This window comes from Streptomyces sp. ALI-76-A (genome assembly GCF_030287445.1).
GTDB lineage: Bacteria > Actinomycetota > Actinomycetes > Streptomycetales > Streptomycetaceae > Streptomyces.
Genome location: NZ_JASVWB010000002.1, coordinates 1,166,370 through 1,186,677 on the forward strand (window position 1 = coordinate 1,166,370; position 20,308 = coordinate 1,186,677).

The 20,308-nt window shown below is 68.7% G+C and carries 15 protein-coding genes and 4 pseudogenes; 10 read left to right on the top strand and 9 right to left on the bottom strand.

What is annotated here, in order from left to right:
- Window positions 1–144 precede the first annotated feature (144 nt).
- Window positions 145–1,527, bottom strand: a complete 1,383-nt coding sequence (locus tag QQS16_RS06150) for an acyltransferase family protein (RefSeq protein ID WP_286060598.1) — start codon at window positions 1,525–1,527, stop codon at window positions 145–147.
- A 1,020-nt stretch (window positions 1,528–2,547) separates the two neighbouring features.
- Between QQS16_RS06150 and QQS16_RS06155 the strand changes: the two genes are divergently transcribed.
- Together QQS16_RS06155 and QQS16_RS06160 are read left to right on the top strand one after the other, a co-directional pair.
- Window positions 2,548–2,751 carry a cold-shock protein gene (locus tag QQS16_RS06155; RefSeq protein WP_007379522.1) on the top strand — a complete coding sequence of 68 codons (204 nt, stop codon included), beginning with the start codon at window positions 2,548–2,550 and terminating at the stop codon, window positions 2,749–2,751.
- A gap of 342 nt (window positions 2,752–3,093) precedes the next feature.
- The gene (locus QQS16_RS06160; RefSeq protein WP_286060599.1) at window positions 3,094–3,489 is read left to right on the top strand and encodes a DUF2267 domain-containing protein; all 396 of its coding nucleotides are present in this window, start codon (window positions 3,094–3,096) and stop codon (window positions 3,487–3,489) included.
- Between the two features lie 387 nt (window positions 3,490–3,876).
- Here QQS16_RS06160 and QQS16_RS06165 read toward each other — a convergent pair whose 3' ends face one another.
- Window positions 3,877–4,932, bottom strand: coding sequence for a hypothetical protein (locus tag QQS16_RS06165; RefSeq protein ID WP_286060600.1), 1,056 nt, complete (start codon window positions 4,930–4,932; stop codon window positions 3,877–3,879).
- A 481-nt stretch (window positions 4,933–5,413) separates the two neighbouring features.
- On the opposite strand from QQS16_RS06165, the gene QQS16_RS06170 reads away from it, so the two are divergent.
- A complete protein-coding gene (locus QQS16_RS06170; protein WP_286060601.1) occupies window positions 5,414–6,106 on the top strand; it encodes a CPBP family intramembrane glutamic endopeptidase in 693 nt (230 codons plus the stop codon).
- Window positions 6,107–6,158: 52 nt separating this feature from the next.
- Here QQS16_RS06170 and QQS16_RS06175 read toward each other — a convergent pair whose 3' ends face one another.
- Window positions 6,159–6,341: a hypothetical protein gene (locus QQS16_RS06175; RefSeq protein ID WP_286060602.1), complete on the bottom strand. Its 183-nt coding sequence runs from the start codon at window positions 6,339–6,341 to the stop codon at window positions 6,159–6,161.
- 591 nt (window positions 6,342–6,932) lie between these two features.
- On the opposite strand from QQS16_RS06175, the pseudogene QQS16_RS06180 reads away from it, so the two are divergent.
- Window positions 6,933–7,966, top strand: a pseudogene (locus QQS16_RS06180) (phosphatase PAP2 family protein).
- A gap of 232 nt (window positions 7,967–8,198) precedes the next feature.
- Here QQS16_RS06180 and QQS16_RS06185 read toward each other — a convergent pair.
- From QQS16_RS06185 to QQS16_RS06200, 4 genes are all read right to left on the bottom strand, one after another.
- On the bottom strand, window positions 8,199–9,332 hold the full coding sequence (locus tag QQS16_RS06185; protein ID WP_286060603.1) for an IS630 family transposase: 1,134 nt from the start codon (window positions 9,330–9,332) through the stop codon (window positions 8,199–8,201).
- A 36-nt stretch (window positions 9,333–9,368) separates the two neighbouring features.
- Window positions 9,369–9,701, bottom strand: coding sequence for a glyoxalase superfamily protein (locus tag QQS16_RS06190; protein WP_286060604.1), 333 nt, complete (start codon window positions 9,699–9,701; stop codon window positions 9,369–9,371).
- Window positions 9,702–9,749: 48 nt separating this feature from the next.
- Window positions 9,750–10,580, bottom strand: coding sequence for a methyltransferase (locus tag QQS16_RS06195; RefSeq protein ID WP_286060605.1), 831 nt, complete (start codon window positions 10,578–10,580; stop codon window positions 9,750–9,752).
- Between the two features lie 1,269 nt (window positions 10,581–11,849).
- Window positions 11,850–12,848, bottom strand: a complete 999-nt coding sequence (locus tag QQS16_RS06200) for a helix-turn-helix transcriptional regulator (protein WP_353479659.1) — start codon at window positions 12,846–12,848, stop codon at window positions 11,850–11,852.
- 62 nt (window positions 12,849–12,910) lie between these two features.
- Here QQS16_RS06200 and QQS16_RS43485 point away from each other — a divergent pair, with 62 nt between their 5' ends.
- Window positions 12,911–13,888, top strand: coding sequence for a DinB family protein (locus tag QQS16_RS43485; protein ID WP_353479660.1), 978 nt, complete (start codon window positions 12,911–12,913; stop codon window positions 13,886–13,888).
- 344 nt (window positions 13,889–14,232) lie between these two features.
- On the opposite strand, the pseudogene QQS16_RS06215 reads toward QQS16_RS43485, so the two are convergent.
- Window positions 14,233–14,372: pseudogene (locus QQS16_RS06215) on the bottom strand (3-hydroxyacyl-CoA dehydrogenase family protein); the annotation flags it as partial.
- Between the two features lie 407 nt (window positions 14,373–14,779).
- On the opposite strand from QQS16_RS06215, the gene QQS16_RS06220 reads away from it, so the two are divergent.
- The 4 genes and pseudogenes from QQS16_RS06220 to QQS16_RS06235 all read left to right on the top strand — a co-directional run bounded on the left by QQS16_RS06220 (window position 14,780) and on the right by QQS16_RS06235 (window position 18,643).
- The gene (locus QQS16_RS06220) at window positions 14,780–15,511 is read left to right on the top strand and encodes a TnsA-like heteromeric transposase endonuclease subunit (RefSeq protein ID WP_286060607.1); all 732 of its coding nucleotides are present in this window, start codon (window positions 14,780–14,782) and stop codon (window positions 15,509–15,511) included.
- A gap of 1,280 nt (window positions 15,512–16,791) precedes the next feature.
- A pseudogene (locus tag QQS16_RS06225) lies at window positions 16,792–17,025 on the top strand (GNAT family N-acetyltransferase); the annotation flags it as partial.
- 258 nt (window positions 17,026–17,283) lie between these two features.
- Window positions 17,284–17,901, top strand: a complete 618-nt coding sequence (locus tag QQS16_RS06230) for a LysE family translocator (RefSeq protein ID WP_286060608.1) — start codon at window positions 17,284–17,286, stop codon at window positions 17,899–17,901.
- A gap of 34 nt (window positions 17,902–17,935) precedes the next feature.
- Complete coding sequence (locus tag QQS16_RS06235; protein ID WP_286066234.1) at window positions 17,936–18,643, top strand: MOSC domain-containing protein; 708 nt, start codon at window positions 17,936–17,938, stop codon at window positions 18,641–18,643.
- A gap of 14 nt (window positions 18,644–18,657) precedes the next feature.
- On the opposite strand, the pseudogene QQS16_RS06240 reads toward QQS16_RS06235, so the two are convergent.
- Window positions 18,658–18,825, bottom strand: a pseudogene (locus QQS16_RS06240) (hypothetical protein); the annotation flags it as partial.
- Window positions 18,826–19,031: 206 nt separating this feature from the next.
- Between QQS16_RS06240 and QQS16_RS06245 the strand changes: the two are divergent.
- The gene (locus QQS16_RS06245; RefSeq protein ID WP_286060609.1) at window positions 19,032–19,826 is read left to right on the top strand and encodes a hypothetical protein; all 795 of its coding nucleotides are present in this window, start codon (window positions 19,032–19,034) and stop codon (window positions 19,824–19,826) included.
- The last annotated feature ends 482 nt before the right edge of the window (window positions 19,827–20,308 follow it).

The window sequence follows — 20,308 nt, forward strand, 5'->3', positions numbered from 1 at the left end:
CCTCAGCGTCGGCGCCGCGCCAGGGCAGTCCGCCACCGTACCGGCTACGGCGCTTGCCCGGCCCCGCAAAGTAGCGTCCACTTCCGCTGCGTCAGCTGCCACGGCACCGTGCCGTAAAGTCGCAGACCTCCATGACCGGCTTCATCAGTTGCCTCGCCCCGGCCGGACTGCTGCGCAGCAGGAGTCGGACGACCGTTGGTGCGGACGTCTCATTTGGCGGGCGAGCCGCAGCACGGCGGCACCTGCGAAGTAGGCGGCGAGGGCCGGGGTGGGCAGGCCGGCGGGATGGTGATCTCCCGGTTCGGCCAGGGCGATGCCGAGGAGCCCGGCCAGCACACCGGCCGTACCGGTGAGAGTGAGCAGGTTCGGCAGTACGCCGGTCGCTCGGCCCGGCCCGGGATGGGGACCTCTGCGCCGCTCGATGCGTCCGAAGACGGCGACGAGCACCGTGAGGATCAGGGCCAGCACGAGGAGCCAGGGAATGCGCAGCGCCAGCCAGGCCGGTGACCCCGGTGGGGGTTGCGGCAGCAGCCCGGTGGGATACAACGCCAGCACGCCCAGCACGGCGGCGGTCATGTGCCACAGGAACAGCGTGATGATCACCGAGTTGACCGTCACCACGGCCGTCCACGGGCCCAGGCGGCGCAGCCACCGGCGGGCCGGGTCGTGCACCAGCAGAGCCAGTCCCGTCTGGGTGGCGGCCAGCGCCATCAGCGCCAGCGTGGGAGGTGAGGTGTTGTGGATCTCCTGCCCCGCCACCGCGACCATGCTGATCGGGTATGGGCCGAGGACCGTCAGCAGCACCAGGGCGCCGAGTCCGGCCAGGGTGAGGGGGATCGCGATGCCGCGTCGGTCGGGCAGTCGCCCGTCCTGCCAGGCGAAGCCGAGCTGGTGCACGGCCAGCCAGGCGAACAGGAAGTTGGCCTCTCCCACGTAAGGAATCCGCAGCCCCAGCCGTGCCGCATCGCCCAAGCCCACCAGGAGGGTCAGCATGATCGGTACGGCCAGCCCGTACCGGCGGTGCAGGGCGAGCATCGGAGGCGTGAACACGACCGCGGCCAGATAGGCCATCAGGAACCACAGCGGGATGGCGGCCAGCCATACGGCGGTGCCGATCAGGCCGGGATCGACGCCGAGCGCCCTGGACAGGAGCGCGGCCAAGGCCAGCACGGCCAGCAGCGCCGTGGCGGGGCGGACAAGACGGTCGGTACGGCGCAGCAACCAGCCGGTAGTGCTGCCGCCCCGCTCGCGGTGGGAGGCCAGGGAGGCGGCGTTGGCGAAACCACCGACCAGGAAGAAGACCGGCATGACCTGGAACAGCCAGGTGGACGGACGCGTCCAGGGCGCGAGCGCCAGGACGGAGTCGCCGCGCAGCGTCCCGTCGTAGGTCACGTGCACGGCCAGCCAGTGGCCGACCACCACGGTGACGATCGCGATCGCGCGCAGCAGGTCGACATGGCGATCGCGGTGCGCCGGGGTCTGCTCGGCCAGCCGGCGCAACTCCCGCAGCACAGAGATCACGATCATGTCCCTTGCCAACGGACGGTTCACGGGTCCGCCGTCCGAGAACGGTGCCCCTGTTCATGCATGCGGGGAGCGTTGTCCCCCTTCGTGACCTCAACCCTCTCGCCGTGTCGGGCGCAAGGGAAGACACCACGATGCTCGGGGCCGTCCGCACCGGATCGGCCCACGGCGGCTACTCAGTCCGATCTGCTCATTCAAGCCAGGTCAGCTCGAACTCCACCCGGACGTCGTCGGACAGGCGCAATACGCCCAAGAACAAAAGCGCAGACAACCGGCGTCGGCTGGCCGGGCACCGGTGCCGGTTCGACTGCGCGGGCGGAGCGGGGGCCGAGCCGTGCGGCCTGAGTGCAGGGGTAGACAGGCGACGGGGGAGCGCCTGCCTACCCCAACACGAGTACCCGCTCACGGGGGGCGAAGCGGGCCTCACAGCCGCCCTCGCGGCCTCCTACTACAGCGCCCCCCAAGCTGCAGATGTCACACCCAGATCATTCACGATCGCTGGGCCAACCACGCGACGAGGCACACCGGACCCCGGCCTGTGCACGGTGCGGAGCCCCCACGACGCTTCACTGCGGCGTGCCGACCCTCAAACGAACGTGCTCACCACCAGCTCCACCATGCCCATCACGCGGTCAGACACCGGTAATCCGTGCTGGACCCGCAGATCCGTCAAAGGCCCGGGCCAGAACCCGAGCCTGGGCGATCTCCTCACCGCCATCGAGCGCGGCTGACACCGCTATCCGCCCACCGGGCAAGTGCGGGCAACGCGGATCCGTCACGGCTTCGAACTCTGTACACGGCGTGCGCCCGTTCGGTTCGGCGGTGCGGCACACGGCCGCGTCGTTACGTAGCAGCTGCCGGCCGCGCGGTGTAGCGTCGTTATCCAGCAGTCGTGGTTCCGAAGTCCCGTTCGCCCGTGATCACGATCATGGGCGTTCTTGCTGTTCAGCGCCTCTCCGGACCAGGGCGATCACCTCCCGGGCCTGCACGGTGCGAGCCCGGGTTTCCTCGAAGGAGCAGGTCATGGCCAAGGGCACCGTGAAGTGGTTCAACAGCGAAAAGGGTTTCGGTTTCATCGAGCAGGAGGGCGGCGGACCCGACGTCTTCGCCCACTACTCCAACATTGCCGCTCAGGGCTTCCGCGAGCTGCAGGAGGGGCAGAAAGTCGAGTTCGACGTCACGCAGGGCCAGAAGGGCCCGCAGGCGGAGAACATCCGCCCGGCGTGACCACAGCGCCCCGCCAGTGCGGATGGAAGGCCACCGCCTGGACATGTACGAGGTGAGATCACCGTCTCAACTCGACGTGAAGCGGCTGCCGAACAAGCAGCCTCTACGACGTCGTCGTGTTGCGCCTGACGATCCTGGTCGTCGAGCAGGCCAAGCCCCGCAAGACCGTCGTCAGCGCCGGGTGAGGGCCGCCAGCAGATCAGCATCTGACCACCGAAGCCCCCGCCGGGTGGGTCACGTCCGCGCCACCGCCCCCGGTGATTGCTGCGCCCGGGGCGGCCGGCCGCGGGCAGGCCGACCCTGAAAATGCGCACATGCGGCACGTCGATGAGGGAGGCCACCGTGGCGATCGCATGGGAACCGTTCCTGGCCCAGGTGCAAGAACGCGGCGAGTACACCACCACGCGGGAGGCCGAGCGGGTCACCCGGTCGGTGCTGGCCGCCCTGGGTGCCCATCTGCCGGGCTCCGAACGCGAGGAACTCGCCGACCAGCTTCCGGCTCAGTGTCAGCCGCTGCTGCTCGAACCGCTGTCGGCGACCAAACCGCTCACCCCGCACGAGTTCGTCGAAGCTGTCGCCCTGCTCATCGAGGGCGCCACCCCCGAGACCGCCCGCTGGGACACCGGCGCCGTCCTGAGCACCCTGGCCGACATTGCAGGCACGGACCTCCTGCACCGCATCCTCACCCAACTCCCACCCGGCTACGCGCTGCTGTTCGGCCGCTCCGAACTGGCCTGAGGGCAGGTGCCACGAAGCAATCGGCGCCGTCTCGGGCAGTTGGGGACACGATGAGGGGCTGGGGCAGCCTGGCACGGTTGGGGGGGGCGCCTCCGGGCGGACCGGCCGGTTCAGTACCGGGCCGTCCTGCCCGGCGAGATCAACGCCGAAGGCGTCGACGCGAAGCTGAACGAGGGCCGTGCTCAGCGTCAAGGTGCCCAAGGCCGAAGCCGCCAAGCCGCGCCACATCGAGATCACAGCCGGAGACTTACACCCGGGTCGCGAGTAGCCCTGGAGCCTGAGTGAGGGTCGCTCCAGGGCTTGCTCATTGTGTCCGTCTCCGCGTGCCTGCAGCGCGAGTGCCTGCCTCCGTTCACCTGCCAGGGTCGGCACACTCGCCCGTTTGGCTCACGGGGCGGTGCGTGTTTCGGCGGCGGAGATGACCTCCCGGCGCCGGCGGTGGCTTCGTTCGTAGTCCAGGACCTGGTGGGCGACGCTGGAGGGGACGTTCTGCAGCTGGGCGGTGATCTTGTCGGGGTTCATGGTGTCGTAGCCGTCCCAGGGTTCGCTGCCGCGCAGTTGCTCGATGGCGTCCAGGACTCCGGGCCGGTTGGCGTGGGTGCGTTCGTATCCCTCGATGACCGTCAGGTCCGACTGGGACAGTGAGCGCAGCTGCTGCTTGATGTCGTCGACGCTGAGCTGGCTGAAGCGGGTGATCGGCAACTCCTGCTCCCGGGTCACGGCACCCTGGACCTCTTCGGCCATGCGGGCCGCATCGGGCATCTCCCGCACGGCGCCCTCGGCCGCACCCCTGGCCCGCCGGCCGCCGCTCTGGGCGACGTCTTGCACTCGGTCGGCGGCGGTCCGCACGGCGCGCGCGGCCGCGTCGGTCCAGCCGCCGCCGTTCTCCTGGACGAAGCCGTTGGCCGCGGCCGCCACGGCCCGCGCGTTCTGGGCGACGCTGTCCTCCAGCCGTTCGAGCAGTTCCTCGTCCTGGCGGCGCAGTGCGGCGAGCAGGTCGGCGGTGGCCTGGTCGTGCACTTCTTCGGCGATGCTCTGGCCGGCCCGGCAGGCCGCCAGCGCCCGGGCTGTGACCGCGTACTCGTCCTCAGCATTCCTCAGCAGCCGCCGCTCGTCGTTCGGCCACCGGCCGCGCAGCATCTCCGTCACGAGCGTGGATCCGATGGTCAGCGGCAGCATGGCGGTGCGCACGGCGCTGCGTGAGATGAACCGCGCCATATTCACGGTGTCCCCGACCAGCCCGCTGCGGGGCCGCAGCTCGCGCACGTGGTGCTCGATGCGCTGAAGGCTGTCCTGGACGTCGTCCACCTGGCGCTCGAGCATCTGCCGGTAGGGGCCGGGCGGCGTGATCGTCACATCCGCCCTGAACCGGTCGACGACCGCCTCATGCGCCTCACGGGCATCCTCCAATGCCGGTACGAGCGCGTCCGTCATCACTGCCATGGGGGTGCTCCTGGGGGTGGTGGGGGTTAGGCGGCCGGCCAGAGGGGCCGCGCGTGCGGAAACGGCTGCCTGCGGCCATTCCCGCGGCCGGGCAACCAGCACCATCCTGTGGGACCTCGGGCAAGATCGCCTGGAGGCTTGGCCCGTTCGCGCTGCGCAGGCCCGCCCGCCCGGTGAGGGCCAGACGACGCGGCCGCGCGCGCCGTGCGGACCACCGCCGTTCCTGGGGGTCTTTTCGTGTCGCCGCCGGCGACATCACGGCCGGCGTCGGATGTCACCTCTCCTTTCAGACCGTGGCGCAGCTCTTGGACAGCGAGAGCGCGGCCTTCGCAGCGTCCGGGACGGCCACCCTCGGTGTTTTCGCACTGGGGTGGATGGCCATGGTGCACCTCCATCGCGAGCGCCTGGACTGGAATACTCCTCAGCCGTAGCGCTCATCGTCCCGGCTCGTGAGGCGGAATCGCGGGATGCTGGTGGCACCATGCGGATGCTCTGTGTCCTCGCCGTCCTGGTGGGCGCGAACCTGCTCAACAATTGGCTCGCGCCCGGCACCTACGTACTCACCTGCGTGGTCGCGGCTGCCGCGCTGCTGCTGATCGCCCGGTGGGACGGTCTCACCCGGGCCGATCTCGGGCTCGATACGGTTGCCCTGTACCGGGGCCTGCGGTGGGCATCGGTCCTGGTGGGTGCGGTTCTTGCCGTCCTCTTGGTCGGGCTTGCTCTGCCGGCCACGAGGGAGGCGTTCGAGGACGAGCGCGCCGCGGGCCTGACCCTTGGACAGCTGCTGTGGCGGGTGCTGATCCGGGTGCCGGTCGGCACCGTGCTGCTGGAGGAGACCGCCTTCCGCGGTGTCCTGTGGGCCATGGTGCGGCGTCGGCACGGTACTGCGTGGGCCACCGCGGTGTCGTCGTTGCTGTTCGGGCTCTGGCATGTGCTTCCCTCGCGCGGGCTGAGCCGGGCCAACGCGGCCGCAGCGGTCCTCGGCACCGGGCCGACAGGCACCGCGCTGTCGGTCGCGGCCGCCGTTGTCGCCACGACCGCAGCCGGGGTCGTCCTGTGCGAGCTGCGGCGCCGATCCGGGAGTCTGCTGGCGCCCGCGGCGCTGCACTGGGCCCTCAACGGCTTCGGCTACGTGCTGGCCTGGACAGTACCTCGATGGAGGGACGAGGACTGAAACCGCAGTGCCGGATGCCAGCACGATCCGGAACACCACCACCCACATATCGTCAGCGGCAGGCGCCGCTGCGGCTCCCGGGACCGGAAGACCAGCCGGGGGCGGTGGCCTCCGGCCTGCCTTTCGACGAGTCGGTCAGCCGGGACAGGCTGAGGGCAGCTACCTCAGGGGCCGCCTTGGCCTGGCCGCCGCGGACGAGGGACTCGTTGACGAAGACGCCCTGTTCGTTCCACACGTACAGCAGGATCGGCCGTACCAGTCGGTGAGTTCGTCATCGCGCTTGGTGCGTACGCTGCTGCGCGTCGGCAGCAGCGCCGCAGCGCGAGCTGTGGCGGCGCCGGCGAAGCACTCGCCCCTCTCCGGCGCGTCGATCTCCAGGAGCCGTACCCGGGCCACCGTGTCCTTCGGCACGATGCTGCCGTCGCCGCGCCCATCGATGGTGTCTCCGTCGATGATCCGCAGCACCACCGCGCCCGTCGTCGGCGAGGCCGGAGGGTTGCTGGTGGCCGGTGGCGTCGTGGGGACGTCGCGCGGCTGGGGAGGCGGTGCCGTCCGCTGAGGTGTCTGAGCCGGTGGCGAAGTCGTCGGTGTACCCACGGGCGCCGTATCGGACGTGGAACTGAGCTCTTTCTCCAGGAGCGAGCCCCACACCACGGAGGTCCAGAAGGAGGCCCTGGCTTTGTTCACGAGTCGTCTCGTGAACATCCGCAAGGCTCAAGATCGCTAAGTGCGCCTGCCCGCCGGTCGCCCAGGTCCACGAACCCCCGCACCCAAAGGGGCTGGCACGGAGGGAGAGAATCCACTCACGGACTGTAACGTCGATAGGGTGCGTACCGAGCGAGCACTCACAGGTCTGGACCGGCTGTCCGCCAGGCTGGACCGTGAGCGGAAGCGGCCGGCACACATCGATAGGCCGACGATGAGCCGACACCGCATCGTGCTGCTCGCCGCGGCGCTGGTCTTCGGTCTGGCGATCGTCTGGGCCGTGGTGATCACCTCGTGGTTGGTCCGGCTCGACTGGCGGCTGATGTTCTTCCGTCCGTACCAGCAGTGGCCCCAGTTCCACGCCTTCGCCGACTACTACGTGGTGCTCGGCCAGCGCGGCCCGACCGCGGTGATGGTCGCCGCTTGGCTGAGCTGGCGCTCGTGGCGGCAGCACGTCGTCCGTCCGCTGCTGGTGCTCGGTGTCTCGCTGCTTCTGCTGAACATCACCGTCGGCGTCGCCAAGATCGGCTTGGGCCGCCTCGGCCCGCACCGCGCGACCGTGATCGGCTCGAACGAGATGGGCCTTGGCGGCGATATTTTCCCCAGCGGCCACACCGCGAACGCTGTGGTGACTTGGGGCATCCTGGCATACCTGGCATCCACCCCGAGAGCGCGGCGCTGGCTGTCCGCCCTGTCGGCGGCGACCGCGCTCGGCGTCGGCCTCACCACCGTCTACCTCGGTACGCACTGGCTGAGCGACGTCCTGCTCGGCTGGGCCACGGGGCTGCTGATTCTGCTGGCTCTGCCGTGGTTCGAGCCGCTGATCGCCCGGACCGAGGTGTGGATACGCGACCGGCGTGACCAGTTGCGCACTTGGTGGCGGGCCCCGGACGTTCACGGCGCGCCCGCGCCCGCTCCGGCAGGTCCGCCCGTGGTGCTGGTGCGGCGTTCCCCGGCCGAAGGGAGGCCCCCGGCGCGCGACACGGTATCGCCTGCGAGCCGCTCGCCCCGTGCGCCGGTGCACCCGCGACCGGCCCGCACACGGCCCGCTCGGAGCTCGCGTCGATCATCCACGTCGACAGTCGCAGGCCACCGAGCGCCGACGGCATGCCGTGCGGGACGACCTCGGCGTCCCGACCTCTGACAGGCGGCTGACCGGCACGGCACGCGCCAACGGGACCGCACGCACACCACATCACCCACAACGGCGCAGGACCCGGCTCCCGATGAGCAAAAGCCGGGGCCTGCGCCGTTGCGGGCGTGCCGTATCAGGCCCTTGCAGCATCTGGTCAGTGCTGCGACGCAGCTCACCAACGGCCTTCCCAAGACCGGCCTGGTGACGACATCAGGCTGGCAGGATCCGTACCGGCTGCTAGCTAGTGCCGCATCAGGCAACGTTCGCCCTGTCGATGACGGTGCGGAGGCGTTGGTCGTTGGCATGACGGTTCCGCCAGATGATGTAGCGGCGGATCATGCTGCCCTGTTCCTTGTGGTCTACGTGGTCGGTGCCGTCGAGGGTGAAGTAGCGCAGGGCGGTGAACTGGGCCTCGATCCGGTTCAGCCAGGAGCTGTTGGTCGGGGTGTAGGCGATCTCGACATTGTTCGCCACGGCCCAGGCGCCGACCCGCTGACACTTCTTGGTCGTCAGATGCGGGGAGAAGTTGTCGCAGACGATCGCGATGCGGATCCCGGGCGGATAGAGGGACCGCAGGTAGCGGCAGAACTCCAGGAACTGTGTGCGCTTCTTGACGGGCTTGATATGCCCGTAGAGCTTGTTCTTCGTCAGGTCCAGGGCGGCGAACAGATGCCGCACCCCGCCGTAGCGGTTGTAGGTGGCCCGGCGTCTGCGGCGGGGTTCACGGTCGGGGTCTTTGTGCTTGCCACCGCGTTCGGCCCATTGTCGGCCAGGGTGTGGCATCAGGTTGAACGGGCCGAACTCATCCACGCAGAAGATAATTTCCGGCTCTCCCTCTTCGGGCATGACCTCGCCGTCGGCGATCGCGTAGAGATGCTCGACCCGCGCCTTCTTCGCCGCGTATTCCGGGTCGCGGGAGGTCTTCCAGGTCTTCAGGCGTTGAAAGGAGACGCCGTCCTCGCGGAGCAGGATGCGCAGGCCCTCGTGGCTGATGTCGTCGACCACCCCCTCAGCAACCAGGAAGTCGGCCAGCTTGGCCAGGCTCCAGGTCGAGAACGGCAGGTGGTGCTCGGCAGGCCGGGACTTGGCAATCTTCTTGATTTCGCGGCGTTCGGGCAGCGTGAACGTCTTCGGCCGTCCGCCCTTGTACTTCGGGTAGAGCGAGTCGAAGCCGTCGGCGTTGAAGTTGTGGATCACGTCGCGGACCCTGTCGTCACTGGTGAACGTGACCTCGGCGATCTTCGCCACTGGCATGCCCTGCGCGGACAGCAGGACCATCTGAGCCCGCCGCCAGGTCACCACCGACCCTGTGCCCCTGCGGATGATCCGCAGAAGCCGTCTGCCTTCGTCGTCCTCGATCTCACGGACACGTACTCGCTCAGCCACCCGCACAGCTTCCCTGCCGCGCGCCGCCGGCGAGTCTCATTCCGTCGGCGTGCCGATCCGAAGCCGATTGCCGTCAGGGTCGCGCAGCTCAATCTCACGCGCCCACGGAGCGTCCTTCGCCTGCACACCGAACTCGGAGGCGATGGCCTCGACATCACCGAAGCGGAGGTAGACCAACGTGTTGGGGCGGGCGTCGCCCGTGTGCTCCGACAAGAACAACCGCACCCCGCCCCGGGCGACCTCGACGAACGCGGGAAGTCCCGGCTCGAAGCGGTGTTCCCACTGCTTAGCGAAGCCCAGTCGCTGGTACCACGCGACAGCCGCCGCAGCGTCCTCGACGCGAAGAATGGGAATGACTTCCTCGTCCATGGCGCCATCGTCGCAGACCGCCCAGGGCGAACGTTGCCTGATGCGGCACTAGCGTCGGGTCAGTTCGTCGTATTGGTCGGCGTCCGGCACCGGGGAGCGGCTCACCCGGATCTTCGACTGGCCGTGGGGCCGCTTCTCCCAGTCGTCCATGAAACTCCCGTGAAGGCCGTGTTTACGAGCCAGGGCCAGGAGGGTCGCGGCGCGGTAGTAGAAGTCCTCGCACAGCACCTGGTGTTCGGTGCCTTCGGTGCGGTCGAAGGTGAAGTCGAAGAATCCCTTCTCGGTCAGGACTCTTCCGACGTTTGCGAGGCACTCCTCGATCACCTCCAGCGGCGAGTGGGAGAAGAAGCTGTGCGCGTGCACGACGTCGAAGTGGTCGCCGGGCAGGAAGTCCAGGGTGAGGTCGCCAGTGATGGTCAGGTGCGGCAATTTGTCCTGGAGCCCGCGTTCGACGAGGGTTTTCTTGGCGGCGACCAGGATGTCCGGCGAGATATCGATGCCGTAGTAGTTGCCGGTGTCGAGGTAGTCGATGAAGCGCCAGCCGCCGCGCAGGTTGCCGCAGCCGATGTCGAGCATCCGGTGCTCGGGGCGTAGCCCGTGCTCGACCAGGTAGTCGAACTGCAGCTGCCCGAGTGCCAGCCAGCGCTCATGGGTCTGGCTGCCGACCGCGGCCTCCGGGTTGCGGCGGGCGTCGCAGGCCATTACCGCCCGGTAGTAGCTGACGTGGTCGGGGTGCTTCAGGCGCAGCCAGGTGTCGCGGGTGGCGCGGCGGAGGTACGGGGCGACGCGACCGGGGTGGGTCAGGGCGTAGCCGACCCTGTGGGTGAAGGTAGAGCGGTTACGCTGCAGCTTCTTCGGGGATTTCGCATCCTGGGCCATGGCGGCGACCTCCGTACGAGGGGCGCCCCCCGGATGCGGGGAGCGTCCTGTGACAAGGGATGAAGACAAGGGCCAAAACAAGCCGGTGAGCGACCGGGCTTACCAGCGCACCGGCCCGTAGCGTCCTGGGTGGGCCCCACGCCAAAATAAGGGGCCGCCGCACGCGACACACGCCACCATGCACGCGACGGCCGCCCGAGGGCCGACGCCTGCCTCTTGGGTCACCTCGTGGTAGCGGGCCAGCATGCACCTGCGCGGCCTTGTCCCCCGGTCGCCGACCCCACTCCTCGAGCATGCGCACGTCAGGACAGCCGGATTGAACCCATTTGACAGGTATCACCTAGAAAGCAGCACAGGTCACTCCTCGGGCGAGGCCGGCCAGAGCCCGCACATCCGCCCGCAGAAACAGCAATGCCGACCGCCTGCGAGGTCTCGCCGACGCCCACCACCGCACCCGCGCCGTCAACCAACTGACAGCAGAGAACCGCCAACTGCGCAATGCGCTGTCGCACCCCGTTTCCCCCGTCAGAGTACTCCCGCCCCAGTCACACCCGAGCCGGACACCCTGACCCCTTCTCCCGGCCGCCTCGGAAACAGTCGCCCCCACGGAATGGCACGAACCGGAGCAGACTCTCTCTACGGTGCTGTCCGCGCCTCGGCTCCTTCGCCTCAACCCACGACAGCACGGGACACGGCGACACCAAGAAACCGCCCAGCAGGCCAGCCTGGGGAGGCGGCCCCGCCGAAGCGCGGGAACATCTTCGGCGGAGTCTGAGCCTGCGCACCCAGGTTGGGGCGCGGCGTTCCTGCTCGTGGGCCAGGCCACGCTGTCGCTGCCCGGCCTCGGCGCGTTCGTCTCCGAGCTGATGCTGGTGGTCGGCACCTTTCAGCGGTATGCGGTCGTGGCGGTCAGCGCCCTGATCCTCTCGGCGCTGTACGTGCTGTGGACGTACCAGCGGATGTTCACCGGGACCCCACCAGCGGCGGACGCGGACACCGTCACGACGCCCGTCCGCGCGAACTGCTCTTCCTCGTCCAGTTCCTGGTCGCGATCGTCGTCATGGGCGCGGTCCCCGGGCCGACGCCGGACGCGATCGGCACGTCACGGCACCTCATCGATCCGTCGCCCGGCCACCACGAATGTCTCCCCGACAATGTCTGCGGCGTCGTCGGCCTGGTCGGCCCGGCGGTATGGCGAAGCCGAGGACCGGGGCGACGTGCTCGGCATAAAGGCCGCGGAGGCGCTCCTCGGCGCTGGCCTGATTGCGGTCATGAATCATCCATGTCCGGCACCGGTGAGATCGACGCACCGGCCGACAGCAGTCTCTGCGCCAGCGCGCGACAACGCTTCCCGAGCTCCGGAGGGTCGAGTATCTCGAAGTCGTGCCCCAGCAGGAGTACGTGCATGAGCACGGCGTCCAGGCTGGCGGCGCCACTGAGCACCTCGCAGAGCTCGCTCCCGCGCCGTCGTACGACAGCCGCCGACGCCGAAATCTGCGCGCGCACCGTATCGGCCGACGCGTGCACGAGGAAGCGCGCCTGGTGCGGGTAGACCCCGCTCGCCACGCCCTCCTGCACATACGTCGCCGCATCGGGCGCCGCGCGCGGACAGAAGCGCCAGGCCCGTGCGGACGCGTCGGTCATCCGGTCGACGCGGAAGCTGCGCCAGTCGTCGCGATCGAGGTCGTAGGCGAGGAGGTACCAGCGCCGGTCGGAAGCGACCAGGCGGTAGGGCTCGACCCGCCGCCGTCGCACCTCGCTCCCGGACGGGTAGTCAAAGCCGGCCTCGACCTCGTCGCGGCAGGCTCTGGCCAGCGTCATGAGCACCTCGGGGTCGACCGGCGTGCGGCCTCCGTGAAAGGACTCCACCGAGCCGGAGAGCGCGCGCACCTCGTGCCGCAGCCGGGTGGGCAGCACCTGGTCGAGCTTGGTCAGCGCCCGCAGTGCGGCGTCGCCGGCGCCGGCGACCGCGCCACCCGCGCCGGCGAGCAGCGAGACCGCGGTGGCGATCGCCTCCTGGTCGTCGAGAAGCAGCGGCGGCAGGTCTTGCCCCGGCCCGAGCTGGTAGCCGCCGCCGACACCCTGGCTGGCATGCACCGGATAGCCGAGCGTGCGCAGCCGCTCGACATCACGCCGTACCGTGCGCGGCGTGACCCCGAGCCGGTCGGCGAGCTCGGGGCCGGTCCAGACCCGGCGCTGCTGCAGCAGCCCGAGCAGCGTGAGCACCCGCTCCGTAGTACCCCGCTCGTCACCGCTTGCCACATCCACGTCGCCCACCCTGCCAGAAATAGCGGACCGATCCTGTCCGCTAGAGGTGTCAGGGTGACTCCATGGACGCGAACGAAATCGACTTGAACCGGACGCTGCGCGAGCAGTTGGAGTTCCACTGGAACCACCAGCTCCGAGCCCGGCTTGAGGGCCTCACCGACGACGAATACTTCTGGTCGCCGGTGCTGGACGCCTGGAGTGTACGGCCGCACGGCAGATCGACGGCGCCTGCGCAGCTCGGCGCCGGGGACTTCACGATGGACTACGCCTCCCCCCAGCCGGTCCCGTCGGCCTTCACCACGATCGCCTGGCGACTCGGTCACGTCATCGTCGGCGTGCTCGCCGCGCGCAACGCGGCGCACTTCGGCGCGCCAGCGGCGTCGTACGAGACCTGGGAGTACGCCGGCAGCGCGGCCACCGCACTCGACCAGCTAGAGGCCCAGCTCGACGTCTGGCTGGCCGGGGTGCGCGGCCTCGGCGACGCCGGGCTCCGGGTCCCGGTCGGCGCGAAGGAGCCCTTCCCCGAGATGCCCATGGCTGACCTGGTCCTGCACATCCACCGCGAACTGATCCACCACCTGTCCGAGGTCTGCCTGCTGCGCGACCTCTACCTGCACACGAAACCTGGCACCTCCAGCGAGAGACTCATGACCGCAAAGACGACACACCTCGACCCGGAAGAACTCCACAGCAACCCTGCCTTCACGCAGGGCGTGATCGCACCCGCTGCCCGGACGCTCCATGTTGGTGGCCAGCTCGGCACCGATAGCACCGGAAACCTGCTCGACGGTATTGAGGCGCAGACCACTCAGGCAATGCGCAACGTGCTGACTGTGCTTGCTGCCGCGGGTACCGGCCCCGAGCATGTCGCCAAACTCAATATCTACCTCGTCAATGGAGTCGACGCACAGGTGGGGTACGCGGCGTCGCGATCAGTGTGGGGCAATCACCGCACAGCCATCACAGTCGTTTCCACCGCAGGACACGCTCGCCCAGGCGCGCTCGTGGAGATCGACGCAGTAGCGATCATCCCCGAATAGGACGAACCCACGGATCGAGTTGCGTCAGCGTCGGACGATCGTCATACCGGTGTTGATCGGGCCGGTGGCGGCGTTGTTGCGGGCCAGCCTGTCCAGCGAGCCGAGCTTCTTGCGGGCGGCATCGAGGCTGTGTTCAACAGCATGGCATCAGCGCTGCGGACGAGGTCCATCGGCTCATCAGCCGTCATTGCGGGCTCCTCGACGAACAGCGCCATCTACACGGTGGCCGTCACCGAGAAGCGCGCTTCCTGGTCCGCCGCACTGCTGCGCTGCTGGACGACCCGCCGGGGCAGAACCCCGATGCCGACCCCGAGGGCAACCAGTTTTGCCTAGACTGACGCAGCTCAGCTGTAGTCGCGCAAGCCGCGGCCGGTCTTGCGGCCGAGGTAGCCGGCGGTGACGAGGTGCTCCAGCAGCGGGGCGGGCGCAAAACCGGGCTCGCGGAACTACGGTAGAGCTCGCGCTTGATCGTCAGCGACACGTCGTTGCGGACGGCACTGTCACGTTGGCTGACCGGTGGGATGATCTTAGGGTTGATCAACCTGAGAAGGGTCGTCCGTGGGGAGCGCGTCACTGTCGTACAAGGGGCACCGGAGTAATAGTCAAGACCTGTGGATAAGGATTTTGGCCCACTGGGACGCCGCTGCGTATGATTGAGACGACGCAACGTAGTTGGCAAATCAGCACGCTTGTTGGCAAACGACCCCGATATCGCTCCATGGTTACTCTGTGAAGCGATCAGTTCTGATCATCTGCTGCGGGGCCCTGTACGAGGTGGTGACCTGGTGCGGTGAATCCGAAGGGTGCCGCCCAGGTCCGTTCCGCGCATGCGTCCTGGACGAGCTGATGTCGCCGTATGGGAGTCCGGATGAGGCACGGGCGCGCTTGGTCATGCGGGACAACTGGGCGAGCCGCTGGACGGCCGCCTGGCAGATCAACGGGTCGGAGGTCGTCTGGCCGGTCCGGGACCAGGGTTCGGTGCCGGTGCTGACTTCGCAGCCGGTTCGCGGGTTCACGTGGAGGACGAAGCAGAGGCATCGTCCCGGACTGGAGTTCCTGGTCTCGACGGGGCGGAAGCACGGCTTCGAATCGCTGGAGGAGAGGGCGGTTCTCCTGGCGCTGGACTTCCTGACGGTGATCGAGGTGCTCCCGCAGCCCTTCACCCTCAGCTTCGATCACGTCGACGGCCACGCCGGACACACCCCGGACTTCCTGGCCGTGATGGGCGACGGCGGGTACTGGCTGCTGGATGTCCGGCCTGCCGACCTGATCGGTGAGATGGACGCGGTGAAGTTCGCCGCATCCCGGGAGGCGGCGGCCGCCTGCGGCTGGCGCTACTCCGTGATCACCGGATGGCGCCCGCACGTGCTCGCGGGTCTGGACGCGCTGTCGGCTCAACGGCGACCGCTGACTGACCAACTTGGCTGCCAGCCCGCCCTTCTCGCGGCCTCAGCCGACGGGCCGGTTGCGTTCGGGGAACTGGTACAGGCGACCCGGGTGCCAGCGGTGGGCCGGGCCCACGCGGTTCATCTGCTCTGGCACCGCCAACTCGGCTTCGACCTGGGCCGCCCGCTGAACGATTCGTCCCTCGTCTGGCCGGCGGGCTGGACGGAGTGCCAGTGACGGCCGCACAGAGACTGCTGGACCTGGCGCCGGGTGCCGGGTTCCGGATCGACGGCGTCGACTGCGTCGTCGACGAGGTGGAGCCCCAGCACGGTCGCGTCGTGCTGGTCAGCACGGAGGGCCAGACGAAGGACCGTACGGTCAGCTGGCTCATGCACCACCGCCCTGAACCTCTGGTGAAGGCGGCGCAGGCGTCCGGCTGGGACGGACGGCGAGCCCAGCCGCGGACACTGGCGGACCTGACACCGCTCCAGCTGCAGCGCGCCCGCCTGCGGGCCGAGCACGTCCGCGAGGCGGTCACCGGGTTCCGAGAGGGTCACCCGGCCAAGGCCCGGCCGGGCGAGACGCGAGCCGAGTACGACCCGGCTCGCACGACGCTGATGCAGCGCCGCAAGACCAAGGCCCGGGAACTGGCCGGCCTCGACCCGTTGGAGGCGGAACTTCTCGGCCTGCAGCGCATGGGCGAACGCACGTTGATCCGCCTGTCGGCGCCGCACGTTGACGAACTGGTGCTGGCCTGCGCGGACGGCCGCTGGACACGACGTAGGACCGGCCGGATCGTCCTGCCGGAGATCCGCGAGGCGATCCTCGCCGTTCGCCAGGAGTCGGTACGGCGATCGCGGATCTCCATACGGGGCAAGCACCGCCTGCTGCACCAGTACATGGCCGAGCGGTTCCCCGACTTCCCGACCAAGGACGTCCCCAGCTGCGACACCCTGACCCGGATCTGGCGGGAGTGGTTCGGTCCGGGCGGCGCCCGCCAGCGCTATCTGGGGACGGCGGAGATGCTGGACGACACCGGGCCCCGGGTGGTGGTGCACCGCCCGGGCCAGGTGGTCGCGCTGGACTCGACGCCCCTGCCGGTCAAGCTCCGCGAGAGCGTCTTCGGCGAGCCGGTCTCGGTGATGCTCACGCTGGCCTTGGACCTCTACACGCACTCGTGCTGCGCTTTCCGTCTGACCATGGTCTCGGACACCTCGGTGGACATCGCGATGCTGCTGCGGGACGTGATGATGCCGCTGCCCATGCGCGAGGGCTGGGGCGAGGAGATGGAGTGGCCCTACCCCGGGGTCCCCGCCGACATCGTCGCCGACTTCGCAGGCCACAAGGTCGCAGGTCTTCCGTTCTTCGCCCCGGAGACGGTCACCACCGACCATGGCGCCCCCTACAAGAACCACCAGATCGTCCAGACCCAGGACGAGATCGGCTGCAACATTCTGCCCGCCCGCACGCTGCGGGCCACGGACAAGTACGCGGTCGAGCGGGCCTTCGGCTCGCTGAATGCGCGGGGGCGGAGTGTGGCCCCGCGCGCTCTTGAGGTTCTCACCGGTTGGGCCTTCGACACCTTCGGCGCGGACGGGCTGGAACGTCTCGAACTCCTTCACCAGGAAGACAATCCGGCATCGTGCCGCGTTGCGCAGAAGAGCGGTTACGGGTTCGACAGAGTCCTGCCCGCAGCGCCACCCGCCTTCCCTCTCGATGGCCATCTGCACATACGGCGCACGGATTCCTGAGGTCCACTCGCCTTCTGCGGACGAGGCGAAGCTGTTCAGGCCGCCAGGGTCTCGGGGCGTTCGACCAGGTGGCCGCGCTCGAAACGGGCGCCGGCGCGGACGAGAGCGACGAGGTGGGGTGCGTTCACGGCTCGCCGGTGTGCAGGGGTTGTCCCTTCGCAGGTGTGCTATCAGCCTGAAGAACCCCAAGTCGAGGACGTGTTCGACCGTGACTGTTGTCACATCTCAGGTGTGATCGTTGCGAAGCAGACTGACCGCATGTGGACACAGACAGCCATGGCGGCCGGGGTGCTGGCCTTGTTGACCGTGATACCGGGGCCGGACATGGCCGTGGTCACCAAGCGCGCGATCGCCTCCGGCAGGGCGGAGGCCCTGCGCACCGCTGCCGGAATCACCACCGGGCTACTCGTGTGGGGCGTGTTTACCGTCGTCGGGCTCGCGGCGATCCTCGCAGCCTCGGCGGAGGCGTACTTCGTCGTCAAAATCCTGGGCGCTTCATACCTGGTCTTCCTGGGAGTGCAGGACCTCTGGCAGAGCCGCCGCTCCGCGCCGCGGACCGCCGAGTTGAAGGCCACCGGCTCGGGGCGCGCATACCTGACGGGCCTGACCACCAACGTCCTCAACCCAAAGATTGCCGTCTTCTACACCGGTCTGCTCCCGACCCTGGCCCCGCACGGTCTGCCCTCGGCGGTCGGCATGGGCCTGCTGGTCCTGCTGCACGCGGCGCTGACTCTGACCTGGCTCGGGTCTTATGCCTACCTCGTCTCCAGGGTGCGCTCGGTCTTCGAACGACCGTGCGTCCGGCGCCTTTTGGACCGCGTGACGGGTGTGGTGCTCATCGGCTTCGGGGTGCGGGTAGCCGCAGAAGCCAACTGACAAGCAACTCGCGGGAGGGACAGACGTGGGCACGATGGTAGGCACGATCGAACGGATCTGGCGGTACCCCATCAAGTCCATCGGCGGTGAGCTGTTGGACGAGGTCGCCGTGGATGCCCGGGGCCTCGCCGGCGACCGGCTCTACGCTGTGCGGGACGCCCAAGGCAAGTTTGGCTCGGGCAAGAACACGCGCCGGTTCCGGCGCATGCCCGGACTGTTGCAGCTGCAGTCCCGATACCCAGGGGGAACAGCCACGGAGGTGCCCGAACTGCTGGCCCCGGACGGCGAGCCGGTACCGGACCCGACCTCCTACGTGCGGCACTACCTCGACCGGAACGACGTAGAAGTGGCCCGCGAAGGCGCGATCTCACACTTCGACCAGCTCCCCCTCAGCGTCCTGACCACCGCCACCCTCGACTGGGTCCGCGCGGCCGTACCCGGCGTGCCCGTCGACGAGCGCCGGTTTCGGCCGAACCTCCTGGTGCGGACACCTCCGGGCACGCCTCCGTTCGTGGAAGACGAGTGGTTCGGCAGGACCGCCCGGATCGGCGATGTTCTGTGCATACGGTTCCAGCGCTCCAGCGAGCGATGCGTGATGATCAACGAGGCCCAGCAGGACCTGCCGCACTCCCCGCTGATCCTGCGAGTCATTGCGCAGGCACACGACATGCGGCTGGACGCCCTGGCCACGGTCGCACAGCCGGGATGTGTACAACTCGGGGACACCGTCGAACTGACCTGATACACCGTCCGGAATCAGTCTTCGTCGTCGATGTCCTCGCCGGCGTCCGGGTCCCGGAAGGGGCGCAGGCCCTGGCCGGGACCGCTGTCCTGGATGTTGAACAGGTAGCGGCCCAGGAAGTTGATGTGCCGGTCCTTGAGCGGGGAGAGCCGGGCCACGTCCTCGTCCTTGATGTCGTGGCCCTCGGCGCGGACTCGGCCTCAGGCATGTTGTTGCTGGTCATCGATGCATCTTCCATGATCGGGAGTTACACCGAACGATTTACAGTCCCCTCACTCACCGTGAACCCACCGGCTGTTCCCGCTAGGCTCCCTGTGAACTTCAGCCTCGGCACACGCCGGGGCTTCTTGTGCGGGTGCTCCGAGTCGGGGCGCCGGGGAGTGGGCGAATGATGAATGCTTCTACGGTCGGAAGACGGGTCGTTGCGGCGGCGGGTGTCGTGTCGGTGCTGGCGCTGACCGGCGCGTGCGGTGCGGACAGCGGGGACGATGCGGGGGGACGTAAGCAGTCTGCGACCGCCGGGGCCGCCTCGTCTGCGAGCTCGGCGTCGCAGCAGGCATCCGGATCGCCCGCCTCCGCGGCCGGGAAGGGCCTCAACCAGAAGGGCCTCGACCGCCTGGCGCTGACCGCGCACGACGTCCCCGGCTATACCGTCAACACCGTCACGGGCAAGGGCAGCCCGGTGAACCCCGACGACCTCACAACCTACCGCGCCGTCACACCCGCACCTTGCCGACCCGTCTTCGCGGCGGCACAGCTGGGCAGCCTGCACGACTTCACGGCCCATGTCAGCCAGGACATCGTGGCCGCCTCCGACGATCTCGGGCAGCACGCGAGTGTCGGCCTGTCGTCCTACACCCTTGCCGACGCCCGCACGGTGATGACCGAACTACGCGCAGCGCTTCCGAAGTGCACCACCGCCGAGATACGCCCGTCCGCTGCCTACCCGGGTGCTGGGCTGGGGTATTCCGGTACCCAGTCCCGGTCCGTTTCCGGTTACGGCGACGAGACCCTCGCCTTCGATGCCACCCAGATCATCAACAGCGGGGGACCCAGCATCCCCATCACCATCCTGGTCGTCCGCCAGGACTCCACCATCGCCACCTTCCTGTCCCTCAACCCCTTCCAACCCCCGACCATCCCCCAGGACATCGTCGACGCGCAGCTGAAGAAGCTCGCCTGACTTCGTCGGGCGGGGGGATGACGTACGTGCCGCGGTTCACAGCACACCTTCGGTCAGAGGGTCCGGCCTCCATCGGTCTTGGCGCAGCCTGTCGAGGGCGGGTCCGTTGGGTAGGACGACCTGGCCGAGGGTGACTCTGTGCACTGAGCTGCCCCGAGTTTCCTCGACGAGGCTTTCGCCACCGGCGACCCGCTCAAACTCGTGAGGCTCTTCGGCATCACCGAACAGACCGCCATGCGTTATGTCGGCACCGCCTACCCGGAGCGAACCGCGAAGCTGCCCAGGTAGCCGGGCCTCTCTATCGTTCCGGGCAGGAGCACGTCTCGCGTTTGTGATCAAGCTTCGGACAGACCACCTCGTGAAAGCCCGAGGCCTGACGCCGCACCCGCTTGGCGTGAACCAGCCATCTGTTGGCGCGAGCCTGCTATCGCGGTCGGCGGGTGTTCCGGCCCACCTACGCTCGGTTCCATCGGCGGGATCCA

Excerpts from the sequence above, each read along its gene's own strand:
- QQS16_RS06220 (WP_286060607.1), top strand. The coding sequence starts at position 14,780 with ATGCGGGACAACTGGGCGAGCCGCTGGACGGCCGCCTGGCAGATCAAC.
- QQS16_RS43485 (WP_353479660.1), top strand. The coding sequence starts at position 12,911 with ATGGACGCGAACGAAATCGACTTGAACCGGACGCTGCGCGAGCAGTTG.
- QQS16_RS06155 (WP_007379522.1), top strand. The coding sequence starts at position 2,548 with ATGGCCAAGGGCACCGTGAAGTGGTTCAACAGCGAAAAGGGTTTCGGT.
- QQS16_RS06150 (WP_286060598.1), bottom strand. The coding sequence starts at position 1,527 with ATGATCGTGATCTCTGTGCTGCGGGAGTTGCGCCGGCTGGCCGAGCAG.
- QQS16_RS06170 (WP_286060601.1), top strand. The coding sequence starts at position 5,414 with ATGCGGATGCTCTGTGTCCTCGCCGTCCTGGTGGGCGCGAACCTGCTC.
- QQS16_RS06230 (WP_286060608.1), top strand. The coding sequence starts at position 17,284 with ATGTGGACACAGACAGCCATGGCGGCCGGGGTGCTGGCCTTGTTGACC.
- QQS16_RS06165 (WP_286060600.1), bottom strand. The coding sequence starts at position 4,932 with ATGGCAGTGATGACGGACGCGCTCGTACCGGCATTGGAGGATGCCCGT.
- QQS16_RS06245 (WP_286060609.1), top strand. The coding sequence starts at position 19,032 with ATGATGAATGCTTCTACGGTCGGAAGACGGGTCGTTGCGGCGGCGGGT.
- QQS16_RS06190 (WP_286060604.1), bottom strand. The coding sequence starts at position 9,701 with ATGGACGAGGAAGTCATTCCCATTCTTCGCGTCGAGGACGCTGCGGCG.
- QQS16_RS06195 (WP_286060605.1), bottom strand. The coding sequence starts at position 10,580 with ATGGCCCAGGATGCGAAATCCCCGAAGAAGCTGCAGCGTAACCGCTCT.
- QQS16_RS06235 (WP_286066234.1), top strand. The coding sequence starts at position 17,936 with ATGGTAGGCACGATCGAACGGATCTGGCGGTACCCCATCAAGTCCATC.